This window comes from Candidatus Symbiopectobacterium endolongispinus (assembly GCF_018777385.1).
GTDB lineage: Bacteria > Pseudomonadota > Gammaproteobacteria > Enterobacterales > Enterobacteriaceae > Symbiopectobacterium > Symbiopectobacterium endolongispinus.
The window spans coordinates 234,993-251,842 of the sequence record NZ_JAFJYB010000002.1 but is presented as its reverse complement, the minus strand read 5'-3'; the positions used below and the strand labels follow the sequence as shown (position 1 = coordinate 251,842).

At 54.2% G+C, this 16,850-nt stretch carries 7 protein-coding genes and 4 pseudogenes; 8 read left to right on the top strand and 3 right to left on the bottom strand.

Annotation, left to right across the window (positions count from 1 at the left end):
- The first annotated feature begins 294 nt into the window (after positions 1-294).
- The 3 genes from JZM30_RS07820 to JZM30_RS07810 are packed head-to-tail and all read left to right on the top strand — an operon-like array spanning position 295 to position 4,770.
- Positions 295-1,413, top strand: coding sequence for a hydantoinase/oxoprolinase family protein (locus JZM30_RS07820; protein ID WP_368858837.1), 1,119 nt, complete (start codon positions 295-297; stop codon positions 1,411-1,413).
- The gene (locus JZM30_RS07815; RefSeq protein ID WP_252318265.1) at positions 1,406-3,103 is read left to right on the top strand and encodes a hydantoinase B/oxoprolinase family protein; all 1,698 of its coding nucleotides are present in this window, start codon (positions 1,406-1,408) and stop codon (positions 3,101-3,103) included. Before JZM30_RS07820 ends, JZM30_RS07815 begins: the two co-directional genes overlap by 8 nt.
- A gap of 29 nt (positions 3,104-3,132) precedes the next feature.
- Entirely contained in the window at positions 3,133-4,770 is a 1,638-nt protein-coding gene (locus JZM30_RS07810; RefSeq protein WP_252318264.1) for an ABC transporter substrate-binding protein, read from the top strand.
- Between the two features lie 100 nt (positions 4,771-4,870).
- Here JZM30_RS07810 and yacL read toward each other — a convergent pair whose 3' ends face one another.
- Positions 4,871-5,236 (bottom strand): protein YacL, encoded by a 366-nt coding sequence (gene yacL / locus JZM30_RS07805; RefSeq protein ID WP_252318263.1) that lies wholly within the window; start codon positions 5,234-5,236, stop codon positions 4,871-4,873.
- 543 nt (positions 5,237-5,779) lie between these two features.
- Positions 5,780-8,377: a bifunctional aconitate hydratase 2/2-methylisocitrate dehydratase gene (gene acnB / locus JZM30_RS07800; RefSeq protein WP_252318262.1), complete on the bottom strand. Its 2,598-nt coding sequence runs from the start codon at positions 8,375-8,377 to the stop codon at positions 5,780-5,782.
- A gap of 444 nt (positions 8,378-8,821) precedes the next feature.
- Here acnB and JZM30_RS07795 point away from each other — a divergent pair, with 444 nt between their 5' ends.
- The 5 genes and pseudogenes from JZM30_RS07795 (at position 8,822) to JZM30_RS07775 (ending at position 14,270) form a co-directional block, all read left to right on the top strand.
- Positions 8,822-10,045 (top strand): Tar ligand binding domain-containing protein, encoded by a 1,224-nt coding sequence (locus JZM30_RS07795; protein ID WP_252318261.1) that lies wholly within the window; start codon positions 8,822-8,824, stop codon positions 10,043-10,045.
- A 131-nt stretch (positions 10,046-10,176) separates the two neighbouring features.
- Entirely contained in the window at positions 10,177-10,893 is a 717-nt protein-coding gene (locus tag JZM30_RS07790; RefSeq protein ID WP_252318260.1) for a GntR family transcriptional regulator, read from the top strand.
- Between the two features lie 207 nt (positions 10,894-11,100).
- A pseudogene (fraB, locus tag JZM30_RS07785) lies at positions 11,101-12,074 on the top strand (6-phosphofructose-aspartate deglycase).
- A gap of 63 nt (positions 12,075-12,137) precedes the next feature.
- Positions 12,138-12,862, top strand: a pseudogene (locus tag JZM30_RS07780) (PfkB family carbohydrate kinase).
- 119 nt (positions 12,863-12,981) lie between these two features.
- Positions 12,982-14,270: pseudogene (locus tag JZM30_RS07775) on the top strand (anaerobic C4-dicarboxylate transporter family protein).
- 71 nt (positions 14,271-14,341) lie between these two features.
- Here JZM30_RS07775 and JZM30_RS07770 read toward each other — a convergent pair.
- A pseudogene (locus tag JZM30_RS07770) lies at positions 14,342-16,648 on the bottom strand (TonB-dependent siderophore receptor).
- Positions 16,649-16,850 lie beyond the last annotated feature (202 nt).

Below are 16,850 nucleotides of genomic sequence, written 5' to 3'. Positions count from 1 at the left end.
GCGTGGGTTGCACATTCCGCTGTTTCTGATGACTTCCGGCTGAGGAATCACCACGCTGCAAACCGGCATTGAACAGCCGGTGCGTCTGGTGGAGTCCGGCCCGGCGGGTGGCGCTATTCTGGCCCAGCGCGTGGTTGCGGAATTGGGTTAAACCCGAGCGCTGTCGTTTGATATGGGCGGCACCACGGCGAAATCTGCTTTATCGATGATTATCCGCCGCAAATTTCCCGCAACTTCGAATTTGGCCGCGTGCACCGTTACCCAAAAGGATCAGGACTGCCGAGCCGCATTCCAGTGATCGAAATGGTGGGGATCGGCGCAGGCGGCGGATCGATCGCCCGCGTGGATACCTTGCAACGCATTCAGGTTGGGCCGGATAGTGCCGGTTCTGAACCGGGGCCGGTCAGCTATGGATTAGGCGGCACGCAGGCCACGGTAACCGATGCCAATGCGGTACTAGGTCGTCTGGACCCAGCGCGCTTCGCCCGCGGTAAAGTGGCCTTAAACATTGAAGCCGCACAGCAGGCACTCGCCGCACAAATTGGTGCACCGCTGGGCTACTCCGCCGATCTGGCGGCACTCTCTGTTGCAGAGATCGTGGCAGAGAATATGGCTAATGCGGCACGCGTGCATGCCAGCGAACAAGGCAAACACGTTGAGCACTATACCCTTATCGCCTTTGGCGGTGCCGCACCGCTTCAGGCGGCACGATTAGCTCGCAAGCTGAGTATTAACCGCGTCGTGATCCCTCGCTCTGCCGGTGTCGGCTCGGCACTGGGCTTTCTCTGGGCCCCAATCGCCTATCAGGCGGTACGCAGTTTCTATCAACGGCTGGATGGTGTGAACCACGATGAGGTTAACGCGCTGCTGGCCGGATTAACCGAACAAGCGACCACCATCGTGCGCCAGGCTGCGCCGCAGGGGGATATTCAGGTACAGCGCATTGTCTATCTGCGTTATGCCGGCCAAGGGCATGAAGTCCCTATCGAGCTGCCGGACGGTAGCGTGCAGGCGCAAACCGTCCACCTACTGCAAACGCGTTTCGCACAGTGCTATCGCGAGCTGTATGGCCGCAGTCTCGACAATGTGCCGGTTGAGGCCATCAGTTGGTCGGTTGCCGCCTCGACTCATGACGATCTTGCCTCGGCTACCGCTCGCTGGACGCCAAGCAACACGCATACCGCCGCCTCATCACCACATCAGCGTCAGGTGTATCAGATTGAGGACAACGGCTTCACCGCCACGCCGCTTCATGAGCGTACTGCGTTAACACAGGAGCAATACGTATCCGGCCCGGCGCTGGTGGTGGAAGAGGAAACCACTACCGTGGTGTACTGCGGTTTTTCCGCCCACCTTAGCCCGCAGGGTCATCTGATTCTTGAGCTTGGCAGCGAGGATTTTCATCATGAGTAACCTAACCGCCGCATCCGCACCGGTAACAGCATTGCAGTATCAGGTGATGTGGAACCGTCTGATTTCCGTGGTGGGGGAGCAGGCGCAAGCGCTGATCCGCACCGCGTTTGGCACCTCAACCCGAGAAGCCGGCGATTTGTCCGCCGGGGTCTTTTTACCGGATGGGCGCATGATCGCGCAGGCGGTTACCGGCACACCGGGCCACGTCAATTCGATGGCGGAATCGGTCAAACACTTCCTACGCGCGTTTCCGTTGGAACAGATGCATGCGGGTGATGTGTTTTTAACCAACTATCCCTGGAAAGGCACCGGCCATCTATACGATATGACGATGGTGACGCCGGTATTTCGTCAGGAACAGGCGGTTGGTTTGTTCGCCTCGACGCTGCACGTCGCAGATATCGGTGGCTTAGGCCCAGGACCGGATAGTCAGTTGATCTATCACGAAGGGTTGTTTTTGCAGCTGCTGCGCTTTATCGATGGCGGCCAGATCAATCAGGTGGTGCTGGATATTATTCGCGCCAACGTGCGTGAACCGGAGCAGGTCGAAGGCGATTTGCTGGCGCTGGTGGCCTGTAACGACGTCGGTGCCCGCTTCCTCAACCGCATGATGGATGAATTTGCCCTCGATTCGCTGGTGCCAGTGGGCGAGCATATTTTACAGCACTCCGAACAGGCGATGCGTGATGCGGTGCGTCAGTGGCCGCAAGGAAGCTGGAGCAATGAACTGCTGGTGGATGGTTATGATGCACCGATCCGCATTCGCGCCACGTTACACATTCGCGACGGCGACATTGAGGTCGATTTTACCGGCACCGATCCCTATGTTCCGCAAGGCATTAACGTGGTGAAAGCCTACACCGATGCCTACACCTCGTTTGGCATTCGCTGCCTGATTGGTGCCGATATCCCTAACAATGCCGGATCGTTAGGCGTGATTCGCGTGAGCGCACCGGAGGGTTCTATCGTCAATGCCCCCTACCCTGCGGCAGTGGCCGCGCGCCACATTATCGGTCAGCTGTTGCCGGATGTTGTGTTTGGCTGTCTGCGTCAGGCGCGCCCCGGCGCGGTGCCAGCCGAAGGCTCCCCATCACTGTGGAACATCCGCCTGTCGGGCGGCCACCCGATTGTGGGCTATTCCAATGAGCGGTTGGTCAACGAACAGCGCTTTACCATCACCAGCTTTTCCACCGGTGGCACCGGTGGTCGCCCGACGCTGGATGGGCTTTCCACCACCTCGTTCCCCAGCGGCGTGCGCAATATCTCCATAGAGATTCTGGAAACCATGAGTCCGCTGGTGTTCTGGCGTAAAGAGTACCGACCAGATTCCGGCGGCGCAGGCCGGCAGCGCGGAGGGTTGGGGCAAGTCATCGAAATTTCCCATGGGCAGCAGGCACCGATGTTACTGGGCGCGGCGTGGGATCGCATTGTTTATCCCTCTCGTGGCGCAGAAGGCGGTGCGGACGGCGCACCGGGCAGAGTGAGTCTGGCCTCCGGCGCGTTACTGAAAGGTAAAGGCCGACAGGCGATCCCACCGGGCGAACATCTGGTCGTAGAAACGCCGGGCGGCGCCGGTTTGGGCGACGCGCGCGAACGTTCTGCGCACGCTATCGCCCAGGATGTTCGTAGCGGACTGGTCAGCGCGCAAGCTGCCAGCCGTGATTACCACTACGGTGATGAAAACAAATAACGACAACGCATGACAAGGTTGAGGTGCTTATGAATTGGTTAGACTTTCGTTTAGGGAAAAAGCGTCAACAGCGTCCGGTAAAGCTAGCGGCAACGCTGGCGCTGTACGCCCTGTTAGCCACCAGCGGTGCAACCGTATACGCACAAACGCCAGAGCCACAGCGCGGCGGCACGTTGAATATCGTCTTGAACGCCGAACCGCCTACGCTGGTGGCGCTGTCCACCGTTGCTACGCCAAGCCTGAGTGTGAGCGGCAAGGTGACGGAAGGGTTGCTGAAATACGATTTCGATCTCAATCCACAGCCGCAGTTAGCCACCGCCTGGGAAGTCAGTCCCGATGGCAAAACCTATACCTTTCATCTGCGCAAGGGAGTGAAATGGCATGATGGGCAGGATTTCACCTCGGCGGATGTGGCCTATTCAATAGAATTGCTCAAGAAATACCACCCGCGTGGGGCCAGTACCTTCGCCAGCGTGACTGAGGTGAAAACACCAGATGCCAACACGGCGGTGATTGAGCTGTCGCAGCCTGCACCTTATCTGTTACGCGCGCTGACCGCAGCAGAATCGCCGATATTGCCCAAGCATATCTACGAGAATACCGATCCGCTTAAAAACCAGAACGGAAGCGCGCCGATCGGCACCGGTCCCTACCTGTTTAGCCAGTGGGAACGCGGTAGCCATCTGATCCTCAAGCGCAACCCTAACTATTGGGACAAAGAAAAGCCGCATGTCGATCAGATTGTGATCCGCTTTATCCCTGACGCCTCATCGCGATCGGTTGCCTTTGAAACCGGCACCGTGGATCTTGGCTATCGCTCCCCGATGGCGCTCAGCGATCTGGATCGCCTGAAGGCGATACCAAAACTGGCGTTTGAAACCAAAGGCACCAGCTATTCCTATAACGTCTCTTCACTTCAGTTCAATCTGGATGATGAGCATTTCAAGAACCTGAAAGTGCGTCAGGCCATTGCGCATACGTTAGACAGAGAGCTTATTCGCAAAGTGGCTTATTACGGCTATGCCACGGTAACCACCTATCCCATCGCGCCGGGGTTAAAAGATTTCCACGATCCATCCCCTTCGCCCTACGCGCTGGATATCAAACGCGCCAATCAACTGCTGGATGAGGCGGGCTATCCGCGCGATGCCCAAGGAATCCGTTTTAAAACCACACTGGATTACAACCCGATATCTGATGGCTTGAAACCCACCGGGGAGATTGTGCGCTCGTCTCTGGCAAAGATCGGTATTGACGTCACGCTGCGCTCACAGGATTTAGCTGCCTTTGTGAAACGTGTTTATACCGATCGCGATTTCTCATTCACGTTAAACGGGTACAGTAATCTGTTCGATCCTACGGTAGGCGTACAGCGCATTTACTGGTCGAAAAATTTCCGCAAAGGGGTGCCTTTCTCCAATGCGTCTCACTACCAGAATACCGGGGTCGATCGTTTGTTGGAAGACGCACAAACCGAAAACGATCCGGCAGTACGTAAGCAGAAGTTTATTGAATTTCAGAAAATCGTCGGACGCGAGTTGCCGGATATCAGCTTGATTTCACCGCAGTACATAACGATTTACAATCGGCGCGTACACGATCACTCGCTCACGGCGGATGGCATTGAAAACACCCTGTCTGACGTCTGGGTGGAAGCGCAAAGGTAACAGAACAAAGGTCACGTGCTCCAGGCCGTTTGCAGAGCACATTGCCTGGAGGAAGCGTTTCAAGAGAACAGCGCCTGCGTTTATCCACGCAGGCGTTTGATTATCGAGGGTGTTGCACAAATTCCCGGTACTTGGCTGCCAGCGCTAAAAAGTCATCCACCCCACACAGCGCCAGACTTTCTTCATCGTAATAGCTCATGCCCTCTTCCATCTCATCCATGGCGAAGGAGAGCTGATTAGCGCTAATGAGCACCTCTTCGCTGTCTAGCAACAGGGTATATTCGTGCCAGACTTTTTGCCATTGGCGCTCACTCCCTGCCACATCGCGCGCCGCTTGTTCTACCTCATCAAGCAGAGCAAGCTGCTCTTTGACTTCTTCATTAAACCAGTGGCCAACGGCTTCGTGCCCCATTGACATACGCACAATGACCTGGCCTGAGACATACCGCAAAAATTCATAATCCATGACGCCATCCTCCCACGGTAGTGCTTACTATCAAGTGTAGCGGGCCACACTGCATCTCACAGTGATAGCCTGCAAATATTGCAAGGTCGCGCAGCGCGGCGGGGATGATACCCGCTATTGTGACAAAACGTGCACGTTTCTCTGGAAGAAACCAACAATAAATACTGTGACAATAAGCCAGCCGCTTGCCCAGGCTGAAAAAAGAGATGATTTACACTCGCCAGACACAGAATACGGCATGGAGCCACGATATGGATATACCTGGCGTAGCAACAGGCGACGTCTCCCCGAGGGACGACCGTATTTATGAGGATTCGAAGGGAAGGCCGGTTGGCATAGCCGCTATGTTCAACCGCATCACCAACACTCTTGAGTGCCCCAAGATGATACCGTCAATGACACCAGAGGATAAACGCATGCTGGACACACTGTTTAAGCGTTGCATCGGCCATGCAGAGGCCTACCTACGTGCTCAAGGGCGATCGGCCAAAAAAAAGAGCCCATATCATCATGGGCTCTTGTCTTATTCATCACACACAGAAACTAGACGGCGCTTTGGAAAATCACCCCGTCCGCTTTCGCCGTATACTGATCCAGCCGATCGAAATTCAGGTAGCGATAAGTATCCTGCGCGGTTTTATCCACCTGAGCCATCGCAGCAAGATATTCATCAGGCGTCGGCAGTTTGCCCAACAATGACGCCACCGCCGCCAATTCCGCAGACGCCAGATAGACATTAGCGCCAGTACCCAAGCGGTTCGGGAAGTTACGGGTAGAAGTCGACACCACCGTTGCACCATCAGCTACTCGCGCCTGATTGCCCATGCACAAGGAGCAGCCAGGGATCTCGACGCGCGCACCGCTCTTGCCAAACACGCTGTAATAGCCCTCTTCCGTCAGTTGCGCGGCGTCCATCTTGGTCGGTGGCGCAACCCACAAACGCGTCGGCAGTTGGCCTTTGTGCTGATCCAGCAGCTTACCCGCAGCACGGAAGTGGCCGATATTGGTCATGCAGGAGCCGATAAACACTTCGTCAATCTTCTCACCCTGCACATCCGACAGCCAGCGCGCATCGTCCGGATCGTTCGGCGCACACAGGATGGGCTCCTTGATGTCAGCCAGATCGATATCGATCACTGCGGCGTATTCCGCATCGGGATCGGCTTTCAGCAGTTGCGGATCGGCCAGCCATTTTTCCATACCCTGCACGCGACGCTCCAGCGTACGACGATCGCCGTAGCCTTCGGCGATCATCCACTTGAGCAGCACGATGTTAGAGTTCAGGTACTCGATAATCTGGGCTTTATCCAGCTTGATCGTACACCCAGCGGCAGAACGCTCTGCTGAGGCATCGGTCAGTTCAAATGCCTGCTCCACTTTCAGATCGGGCAACCCTTCAATTTCCAGAATGCGGCCAGAGAAGATGTTCTTCTTGCCTTTCTTCTCAACCGTCAACAAGCCCTGTTTGATGGCATACAGCGGGATGGCATGCACCAGATCGCGCAGGGTGATCCCCGGTTGCATTTTGCCCTTGAAGCGCACCAGCACCGACTCCGGCATGTCCAGCGGCATCACGCCCGTGGCGGCAGCAAACGCCACCAGTCCGGAGCCTGCCGGGAAGGAGATACCGATCGGGAAACGGGTATGGGAGTCACCGCCGGTGCCTACAGTATCCGGCAACAGCATGCGGTTGAGCCAGGAGTGGATAACACCATCGCCTGGACGTAGGGAAACACCGCCACGGTTCATGATAAAGTCCGGCAGCGTGTGATGCGTGGTGACGTCAACCGGCTTCGGATAGGCGGCCGTGTGACAGAATGACTGCATCACCAGGTCAGCAGAAAAGCCAAGGCAGGCCAGGTCTTTCAGTTCGTCACGGGTCATCGGACCGGTGGTGTCCTGAGAACCGACGGAGGTCATCTTGGGTTCGCAATACTGATCCGGACGAATCCCAGCAACGCCACAGGCGCGGCCCACCATCTTCTGCGCCAGCGAGAAGCCGCGCGTACTCTGCGCCACATCCTTCGCCTGACGGAAGACATCGCTCGCAGGAAGGCCCAACGCTTCACGCGCTTTGGTGGTCAGACCGCGACCAATGATCAGCGGAATACGACCGCCCGCCCGCACTTCATCGAGCAGTACGTCGGTTTTCAGTACAAACGTTGCCAGCACGGTATCGCTGTCGTGCAGGCGCACTTCACCTTTGTAGGGGTAAATGTCGATCACATCGCCCATGTTTAATTCGTTCACATCGACTTCGATCGGCAACGCGCCCGCATCTTCCATGGTGTTGAAGAAGATAGGCGCAATTTTGCCGCCCAGCACCACACCACCACCGCGCTTGTTCGGCACGTGCGGGATATCTTCCCCCATAAACCACAGCACCGAGTTGGTGGCGGATTTACGCGAAGAACCGGTCCCCACCACGTCACCCACGTAGGCCAGCTGGTATCCTTTCTGGCTGAGCGCTTCGATCTGTTTGATCGGGCCAACGGCACCGGATTGATCCGGCGTAATGCCATCGCGGGCGTTTTTCAACATCGCTAACGCATGCAGTGGGATATCAGGGCGAGACCAGGCATCGGGTGCCGGAGAAAGGTCATCGGTATTGGTTTCACCGGTGACTTTGAAAACGGTGACAGTAATTTTCTCTGCCAGTTTAGGGCGAGACAGGAACCATTCGGCATCAGCCCAGGATTGCACTACGCGTTTGGCGTGTACGTTACCGGCTTTGGCCTTCCCTTCCATATCGTAGAAGTTATCGAACATCAGCAGTGTATGCGACAGCGCATCGGCAGCGATGGGAGCCAATGCCTCATTGTTCAGCGCTTCAATCAGCGGATGAATGTTGTAACCGCCTTGCATGGTGCCAAGCAGTTCAACGGCTTTTTCCGGGCTGACCAACGGAGAATGGGCTTCCCCTTTCGCGACAGCCGCCAGAAAACCGGCTTTAACATAGGCGGCTTCGTCAACACCCGGCGGCACGCGGTTTACCAGCAGATCCAGCAACACTTCTTCTTCGCCAACAGTCGGTTTCTTCAGCGCATCCACCAGCGCTGCCATCTGTGAAGCGTCTAACGGCTTAGGTACGATGCCCTGTGCAGCCCGGTCGGCCACGTGCTTGCGATATTCTTCTAGCACGATTCTCTCCTCGCTCTCATTGTCTTCGTTATGTCCGGCGCTCTCGCTCCCGGTTGTGATGTCCATACCAGGTTACGCGTCAGGCGATGTGTCCTCCGCCTATGAAAATGTAGGATGGCGTACCCGGCAGTAAGATCGTCATGCACTCCAGTATATCAATTTTTGAACGTTTTGTTAATTCAGTTTACATAAAAGCAACATAAATAACGCAACATTGCCTGGCCGCGCAAAGGCACACGCCCTGTAGACCATGATGAGAATAAACGTTTTTTACTTGAGCATACCACGAGCGCACCTCGTCGACATATCCCCTGTACGCGATTGGGGTTTACATTGGGTAACTTTCAACAATTTCAGTTTGTTATACTGCCCTCGACCTATAAAAAAGACGTATGTAAGAATTCCCGTATCTTGCCGTAGCTTAACATCACCAGGGGTTGGAAAATGGATAGGTATCATCATGTCTTTTTTACGCAATATGACCATCAGAAAGGTGCTGCTGATGGTGTTGACGCTGTTTCTTTTGCTGTGGGGGGGGGTGTGGCGTGGTTTACGCTCTCTGCCCTTAATCAGGCAACGCACTATTTGATCGTGGGTAACACCCAGGTGGAAGGACTGAACACGCTGACCAAAGGCGCGAACCAATCCATGAACACCGCAATCCGCCTGAATCAGGTGGTAACGCTAATGCAAAGCGGCAAATTGACCGATGTCGATGTCACGCTGGCGCAAGCTGTTTACGAATACAAAAACAGTGCCGCCAGTCTGGAGTCCTTCAAAGTCATGCCTCACCCGCAGGTTGCTCAGCAAACGGTCGATGAAACCGTGCAAAACTGGCAGAACGTCCTGCAACAGGGTCTGCAACCGATGATGAGCGCGCTGCAAGAGAAAAAGTTTGCTGAATATCGGCGCGTATTCCGCGATGACTTTCATCCGTTGAATGAAAAGTTTATTGCTGCCGTCAATGGCTATCAGGCGGTCGCCGCCGATAACCAGACAGTGCAAACCATCGATCGTCTGGTGTCATGGTGCAAAAACATCCTGATGGTAGCACTGTTGGCTGGCGCGGTGATCCTGCTGCTCACCGATCTCTATCTGGTCGGTTGCGTCATCAAGCCTCTCACCGCGATCCGCCACCACTTCCGCACCCTGACCGAAGGCAAACTGGAGAAGAATCTGGATGGCTTTGGCCGCAACGATGCCGGGCAGTTAGTGCCCTATTTACGGGAAATGCAAGACAGCCTGAAGGCGACCGTCATTGCCATTCGCGGCAGCGCCGATGCCATCTACGTGGGGACGTCAGAGATCTATGCGGGCAATAACGATCTCTCCAGCCGTACCGAGCAGCAGGCGGCGGCACTGCAACAAACGGCGGCCAGCATGGAACAGCTGGGTACCACGCTCAAGCACAACACCGACAATGTCCATCAGGCCACGCGTCTGGCAGAAAAAGCCACCGGCGTGGCGAAACAGGGCTGGGAAAATGATATCGATGGCGTTACGCAACAAAACGCTGCATTGGTGCAACAATCCGCTGCCGCAGCGGCTTCACTGGAAGAACAAGCACGCCAGCTCACGCAGGCGGTGGCGATTTTCCAAGTCAACGATGTACCACGCTATCAGGAACAGGCAACGACATTTATTTCGCGTCTGGCGGCCTCTTCCTGAGCAATTGACGGTGGAGACAGCGGGCGTTGCACACGACCGGTATGCGTTACACAGGCGAACGTTATCCATAAGAGAAAGTATTGTATGCTATCCTTGCGCGAAGGCGAGGATAATACAAAAGGATACTTAACGTGAGTCTGCCGGATACCACGAGTGCAACACCGCTGTATAAACAGCTTGAAGAAGTGCTGAAAGAGGCGATTCTTAGCGGTGAATTCCCGCCCGGACAACAAATCCCGACCGAGAACGATCTGAGCGCCAGTTGGAATGTCAGCCGCGTCACAGTACGCAAGGCGCTGGATGCATTGACGCGTGAAAAGCTGCTGACCCGCGTATCGGGTAAAGGCACCTTTGTGTCGGAAGAGAAATTTCAGCGCAGCATGACGGGCATCATGAGCTTTAGTGAACTGTGCCGTTCACAGGGACGCCGACCCGGCGCACGTACCATCAAATCAGTTTTCGAACCCGCCAGTAAAGAGATTCGTGAGCGCTTTGGCATTAGCAAAGAGGAAAAAGCGGTGGTACTGGAGCGCATTCGTTATGCCGACGATGTGCCAGTTTCACTGGAAACCGTGTGGTTTCCACCGCGTTTTGCCTTCCTGATTAACGAAGATCTCAACAACAACTCGCTGTATGACGTTCTGCGCCAACATCACGACCTGTGGTTTACCCACTCCAGCAAAGTGATCGAACTGGTATACGCCAATTTCGATGTCGCACATTACCTTGGCGTGGCAGAGCGCCATCCGCTCATCTCGATTAAGAGTGAAATGGTGGACAATCACCGCGATATCTCGTGCATTTCCCATCAATTAGTGGTCGGTGACAAGCTGCGCTTCACCGTGTAATCACTTTTTCTTTCTGTTCACCGCATCCTATTACGGCTTAAATCGGGATCCGCATCGCGGGTTCCGATTTTTTATTGCTGCGTGTATTGCCATAAATGTATCTCAATGTTATACACATAAAACAATATATTTAGATACATTGAAGATTCAATGTGCAAGACATGGCGTAATAGAGCCAATGTCGGCAGCGACCGAAGGGGAAAAGAGATGAGTATTAAACAGATTATTAGCGACATCGTAGCCAGCAAAGCGGAGAAAGGGGGCGTTAAGCACGTTTACTACGTCGCCTGCGGGGCTCCTATGCGGCGTTTTATCCGGCGAAAGCCTTCCTTGAAAAAGAGGCGAAAACGGTGTCTGTCGGGCTGTATAACAGCGGGGAATTTATCCATAACCCACCGACTGCGCTGGGTGAAAATGCCATCGTTGTGGTGGCTTCTCACAAGTGGAACACGCCGGAAACCATTCAGGCGGCAGCGTTGGCGCAAAGCCGCGGCGTGCCGGTTATCGGGTTAACCTGGGTGACGGATTCTCCGCTGGTGGCTCACTGCGATTTTGTTGAAAGCTACAGCTTTGGCGATGGCAAAGATATCGCGCAGGAGAAAACGCTGAAAGGGCTGATCAGCGCAGTGGAGCTCCTGCACCAGACCGAAGGTTATGCCCATTATGATGATTTCCAGGATGGTCTGAGCAAAATCAACCGTATTGTTTATCGTGCCTGCGAGCACCTGAGCAAACGGGCTGCTGCCTTCGCTCAGGAATATAAAGATGACAAGGTGATTTATACCATGGCCAGCGGAGCCGGTTACGGCGCGGCCTATTTGCAAAGCATCTGTATTTTTATGGAAATGCAATGGATCCACTCTGCGTGTATTCACAGCGGCGAGTTTTTCCACGGTCCATTTGAAATTACCGATGCCAACACTCCTTTCTTTTTCCAGTTTGCCGAAGGCAGCACGCGCGCCGTCGATGAGCGCACCCTCAACTTTCTGAAAAAATATGGCCGTCGGATCGAAGTGGTGGATGCAAAAGAATTGGGCCTCTCCACCATCAAACCCAGCGTCATCGATTATTTTCACCACTCACTGTTTAACAACGTATACCCGGTATATAACCGCGCGCTGGCAGAGATTCGCCAACACCCATTAACCACCCGTCGTTATATGTGGAAAGTAGAATACTGATAACACCAGGGGATATTCATCGGCAGGGACGCCCTCAATAACGTTAGCGCATAAGGAATCACGATGAGCATTAAGGTGATAGGCATTGGTGACAACGTCGTCGATAAATATCTGCACACCGGCATCATGTATCCCGGCGGCAATGCGCTCAATTTTGCCGCCTATGCGCGACTCGCCGGTCATGAGAGTGCATTTTTAGGTGCTTTCGGTAATGACGATGCCGCTCGCCACGTGCAGGAGACGCTGCGCGAACATCCCCTGCATTTGACGCCCGAAGATCTGGATTATATCGCGCAGTTCGACCTGGTGCATTCCAGTTTAAACGGACACCTCGAAACGGAACTGGAAAAAATAAAACAACGCAATATCACACTGTCATTTGATTTCTCCGCACGAGGAACGGATGACTATTTCAAACAGGTTTGCCCGTGGGTGGATTATGGTTTTGTCTCCTGCGGTGCGTTAACGCCCGACGAAACACAAATAAAAATAAGGCAACTTTATGATTACGGTTGTCGCCATATTATCGCCACCCGGGGACATGAACATGTTTATTACCATTCTGAAAAATACGTATCACCTGGCAGCCTGACTATATCGAGCCAGTCGACACACTGGGCGCCGGAGATGCATTTTTAACCGGTTTTATGCTCTCGCTATTAACCGCCAAACCGTCTGAACCGAACGAAGACGACGTCCTTCGTGCCATGACGGCTGGCGCAATGGCGGCACGCCACGTGCTTAATCACTATGGTGCCTTCGGGTTCGGGAAACCGTATCCCGAATAATAAAAGGCCCTTCGTATAATTTACCCTTAATAGTCCTTGTAGCAGCCAACACACCTGCAACGTGAAATATGACGGGTAGCAATGTCTGGCATTCAGCCCGTAATAATCTGGGGGTAGGTATGTTTTGGACGGAATTAGCCTTTATTCTTGTTGCTTTGGTTTTTGGTGCCAGGGTCGGAGGGGTATTTTTAGGGATGGTGGGCGGTCTCGGTGTCGCCGTGCTGGTGTTTGTTTTCGGCCTGACGCCCTCTTCGCTGCCGATTGACGTGATTTTAATTATCCTCGCCGTGGTGCTGGCGGCCTCCTCGTTGCAGGCATCCGGTGGGTTGGACCTTCTGGTACGGTTAGCGGAGAAAATGCTACGCCGTCATCCGCGCCACATTACCCTGCTGGCCCCCTTTATCTGTTTTACCTCTTCACCTTTATGTCAGGCACCGGGCACGTGGTGTATAGCCTGCTTCCTGTCATCGCTGAGGTTGCCCGCGGTTCAGGGATCCTCCCGGAACGCCCGCTATCGATTTCGGTGATTGCCTCGCAACAAGCCATTACCGCTAGCCCTATCTCGGCCGCGATGGCAGCCATGATCGGTTTGATGGCGCCGCTGGGGGTTTCCATCGCCACCATTATGATGATCTGCGTGCCTGCCACCTTTAACAAAGGTAAAGAGCTGGCGGATGACCCGGAATATCGGCGCCGTTTAGCGGCTGGCCTGCTTAAACCCATTGAACACACGGAAAAAAGTGTCGAAATCGCACCGCATGCCAAGTTGTCAGTACTGCTGTTTCTGACCGGTGCAGTGGTGATTGTACTGCTTGGCCTGATCCCTGGGTTGCGCCCGCTCGTGGAAACCGCCAAGGTCCTTCAGCCGCTGTCGATGTCTGCCACCGTTCAAATGGTGATGCTAAGTTTTTCTTGCATCATCGTCCTGCTGTGTCGTCCACCGATTGATAACATCCTGAGCGGCACCGTGTTTCGAGCCGGGGCGCTGGCTATCGTATGTGCGTTTGGCCTGGCCTGGATGAGCGAAACCTTTGTCAGCAGCCATATTGGGCTGATCAAAGCGGAAGTGCAGGCCCTGCTTCAGTCCCACACCTGGTTTATCGCCATCATGATGTTCTTTGTTTCAGCCATGGTCAGCAGTCAGGCGGCAACCACGCTTATCCTGCTGCCACTCGGGTTGGCGCTGGGGTTACAAGCTTATGCGCTGATTGGCTCCTGGCCTGCGGTAAACGGTTATTTCTTTATTCCGGTTGCCGGACAGTGCCTCGCCGCGCTGGCCTTTGATGACACCGGCACCACCCGCATCGGCAAGTACGTGCTAAATCACAGCTTTATGCGGCCTGGCTTGGTCAATGTGGTGGTTTCCGTGGTGGTAGGTCTGACGCTGGGCAAGCTAATTATCGGCTAATCCACGATTCTACAGTGCATAAAAACCCCCTGCGCGTTTCGCACGTGCAGGGGGTTTAGTTTTTATACCGCTTAGAACGAGGTGTTAACGCTTACATAGAACGTACGACCCGGTTCGTTATAGGTAGCTGCACCTGCGCCGTAGGACGTGATCGTCGTGTTATTCCCGGTGGTATTCGTCAACGACTGCGCGTTGCCGGCACGGAATTGACGTTTATCGAACAGGTTATCCACACCACCGGTAACGCTCAGGTTTTTGCTCACTTTATAGGTTGAACTTAAACCAAACACCGCATATGGGCTAACTTCGTTAGTATCATAGGCCGCGGTCAAAGGCAGCGATGCCACCGGTTTGCCCTGATAGTTGTATTTCTTCGGCTTCTGACGGCCATACCACGTCATGGTACCGAGGAAAGAGAGATCCTCAGTTGCCTGCCAGCTAACATATGAGTTCAGTGTAAACTCTGGCGTAATCGACAAATAATCCCCGGTGGTTTTGTTTTCAGAACGCAGCATCCAAGTGATGTTATTGTTCCAGTTGATGGTATCGGTTACCGGCACTGTCAGTGAGCCTTCCAGACCTTCCACTAAAGCTTTCGGTACGTTTTCCCACTGGTATATGTTCGCATTCGCATACTGCGCGGTGCTCCCCGTCGTGCTTCCACCGACAGCACTGCCTGTTTTAACCCAACCGGATTCAATTTTATTACGGTAATCATTGCGGAAGTAGGTTACGCCCGCCTGATACCCATAACGTTTGAACTCAAGGCCAATTTCTTTATTAACGCTGGTTTCTGCTTTTAAATCATCATTACCCATCAGGTAGCAAGAACGACCACCATAGCATCCATTACCACGGCTATAGAGCAGATAATTCGGGTTCTACTGATAAAGGTTTGGTGCTTTATAAGCCTGTGCAATATAAGCCTGTGCAATCCCCATTTTCAAGGTAAAATCATCACCTAGCTGCTGCGATAGGTTCAGTGACGGACTCCAGTTGGTACCAACAACACTGTGGTGATCCACACGCAACGCGGGTGTCAGCATGGTGCTGTCCGTCACTTCGATATTGTCCTCCACAAACACGGAGGCAATACGCGCAGAACTAGCCTGGCTACGGTTGGTATCCGCGATCGAACCAACGCTGCCCCCTTCACTTGTGGCTTGGGTATTGGAAAAAGGATCGTGCATCTTCTGCTCTACCCATTCCGCACCGATAGTCGCCGTTTGGTTAAACAGCGCCTCAAACGGAATATTAACTTCACTGTGGGCCGTGTAGGCATCCAGTTTGATGTTCGTGTAATAACTTCCCGTTGGGCGTCCGGCAGGGCCTCCGGCCAACTCTTCAAAAATACGTGAGTTGTCGGTTCTTTCATATTGGAAGTAAGACAATGCGCTCACACCACTATCCCAGTAACCGCGATGGGTCAGCGCATATTTCTGACGATACATACGGTTGGTTTCTTGCCCAAACACAGAAAGAGTTTGGGCATTGCCGTTGTTGTTCTCAGTGTCACCCGCATAAATATTACCCTGACGACTGGAACCCGCTTCAAACTCAAGCGTTTGCTGTGGCATAAACTCCCAGCGCAGCAAGCCGTTGATATCTTTGTTGCGTACCCCTTCACGGCCCGCTGGAATCGCTGTGGATAGCGGTGTCAATTGGTGACCATTATTGATATCCCAGGCATCGGCCTGCGTTTTGCTGTAATTACCATACAGACGCATGCTCAAGGTATCAGTCAGGCCACCCATTAGGTTAAAATCGGTCCGCTTGGTCGCGCCTTCCGATTTGTGCTCGGGGAAGTTCATGTAGCTATTCCACGCGCCGTGCCACTCATCAGTAGGCTGCTTGGTGATAATATTCACCACGCCACCCGCAGCACCGTTGCCGTAGCGCGCCGCCGCCGGGCCACGCAGCACTTCGATGCGTTCAACCATGTTGCTCGGCACCCAGTTGGTGTCACCGCGGGTATCGCGCTCACCGCGCCAACCGTAACGCACTGACGAACGGCTGGAAACCTGTTTGCCATCGATCAGAATCAGGGTGTTCTCCGGCCCCATGCCACGAATGTCGATCTGGCGGTTTTTACCGCGCGAACCGCTGTTCGAGTTACCGGTCAGGTTGACGCCCGGCATGGTACGGATGATCTCTGAGAGATCGTTCGCTGGCGGACGACTCTGGATATCCTCCTGGGTGATGACCGATACGCCCGGTGCCTGAAGCGTTTGTTTCGCCGCCGTCACCACCATGGTATCGCCGCTGTTCTGTTCTGCTTCAGTGGGGGTTGCCGCCTGCGCTGAAACCAGCAAAGACGCACTGCCACAGCTGGCACCGATCAAGGTCGCCAGAGTATGGCGGGAAAATCGTTTTTTCATCAGAGTCGCCCTGTAATGCTGTCATAAGTAAGAAAATGCCATCGACCATGGCAAATGTGCTCATGGGTGGCATCGAAAATAGTTGTCGAAGTCGGAGAGAAAACCGGCGGGAGCGGCGGTTTATCGGGAAGGTGCGCAGTGCGTCATGGTCTTCTGTATGGCGTTACCCTCTCCGCTTGTCAGGCATGCGCCACTCTCGTTG

Excerpts from the sequence above, each read along its gene's own strand:
- JZM30_RS07795 (WP_252318261.1), top strand. The coding sequence starts at position 8,822 with ATGGATAGGTATCATCATGTCTTTTTTACGCAATATGACCATCAGAAA.
- yacL (WP_252318263.1), bottom strand. The coding sequence starts at position 5,236 with ATGGATTATGAATTTTTGCGGTATGTCTCAGGCCAGGTCATTGTGCGT.
- JZM30_RS07810 (WP_252318264.1), top strand. The coding sequence starts at position 3,133 with ATGAATTGGTTAGACTTTCGTTTAGGGAAAAAGCGTCAACAGCGTCCG.
- JZM30_RS07815 (WP_252318265.1), top strand. The coding sequence starts at position 1,406 with ATGAGTAACCTAACCGCCGCATCCGCACCGGTAACAGCATTGCAGTAT.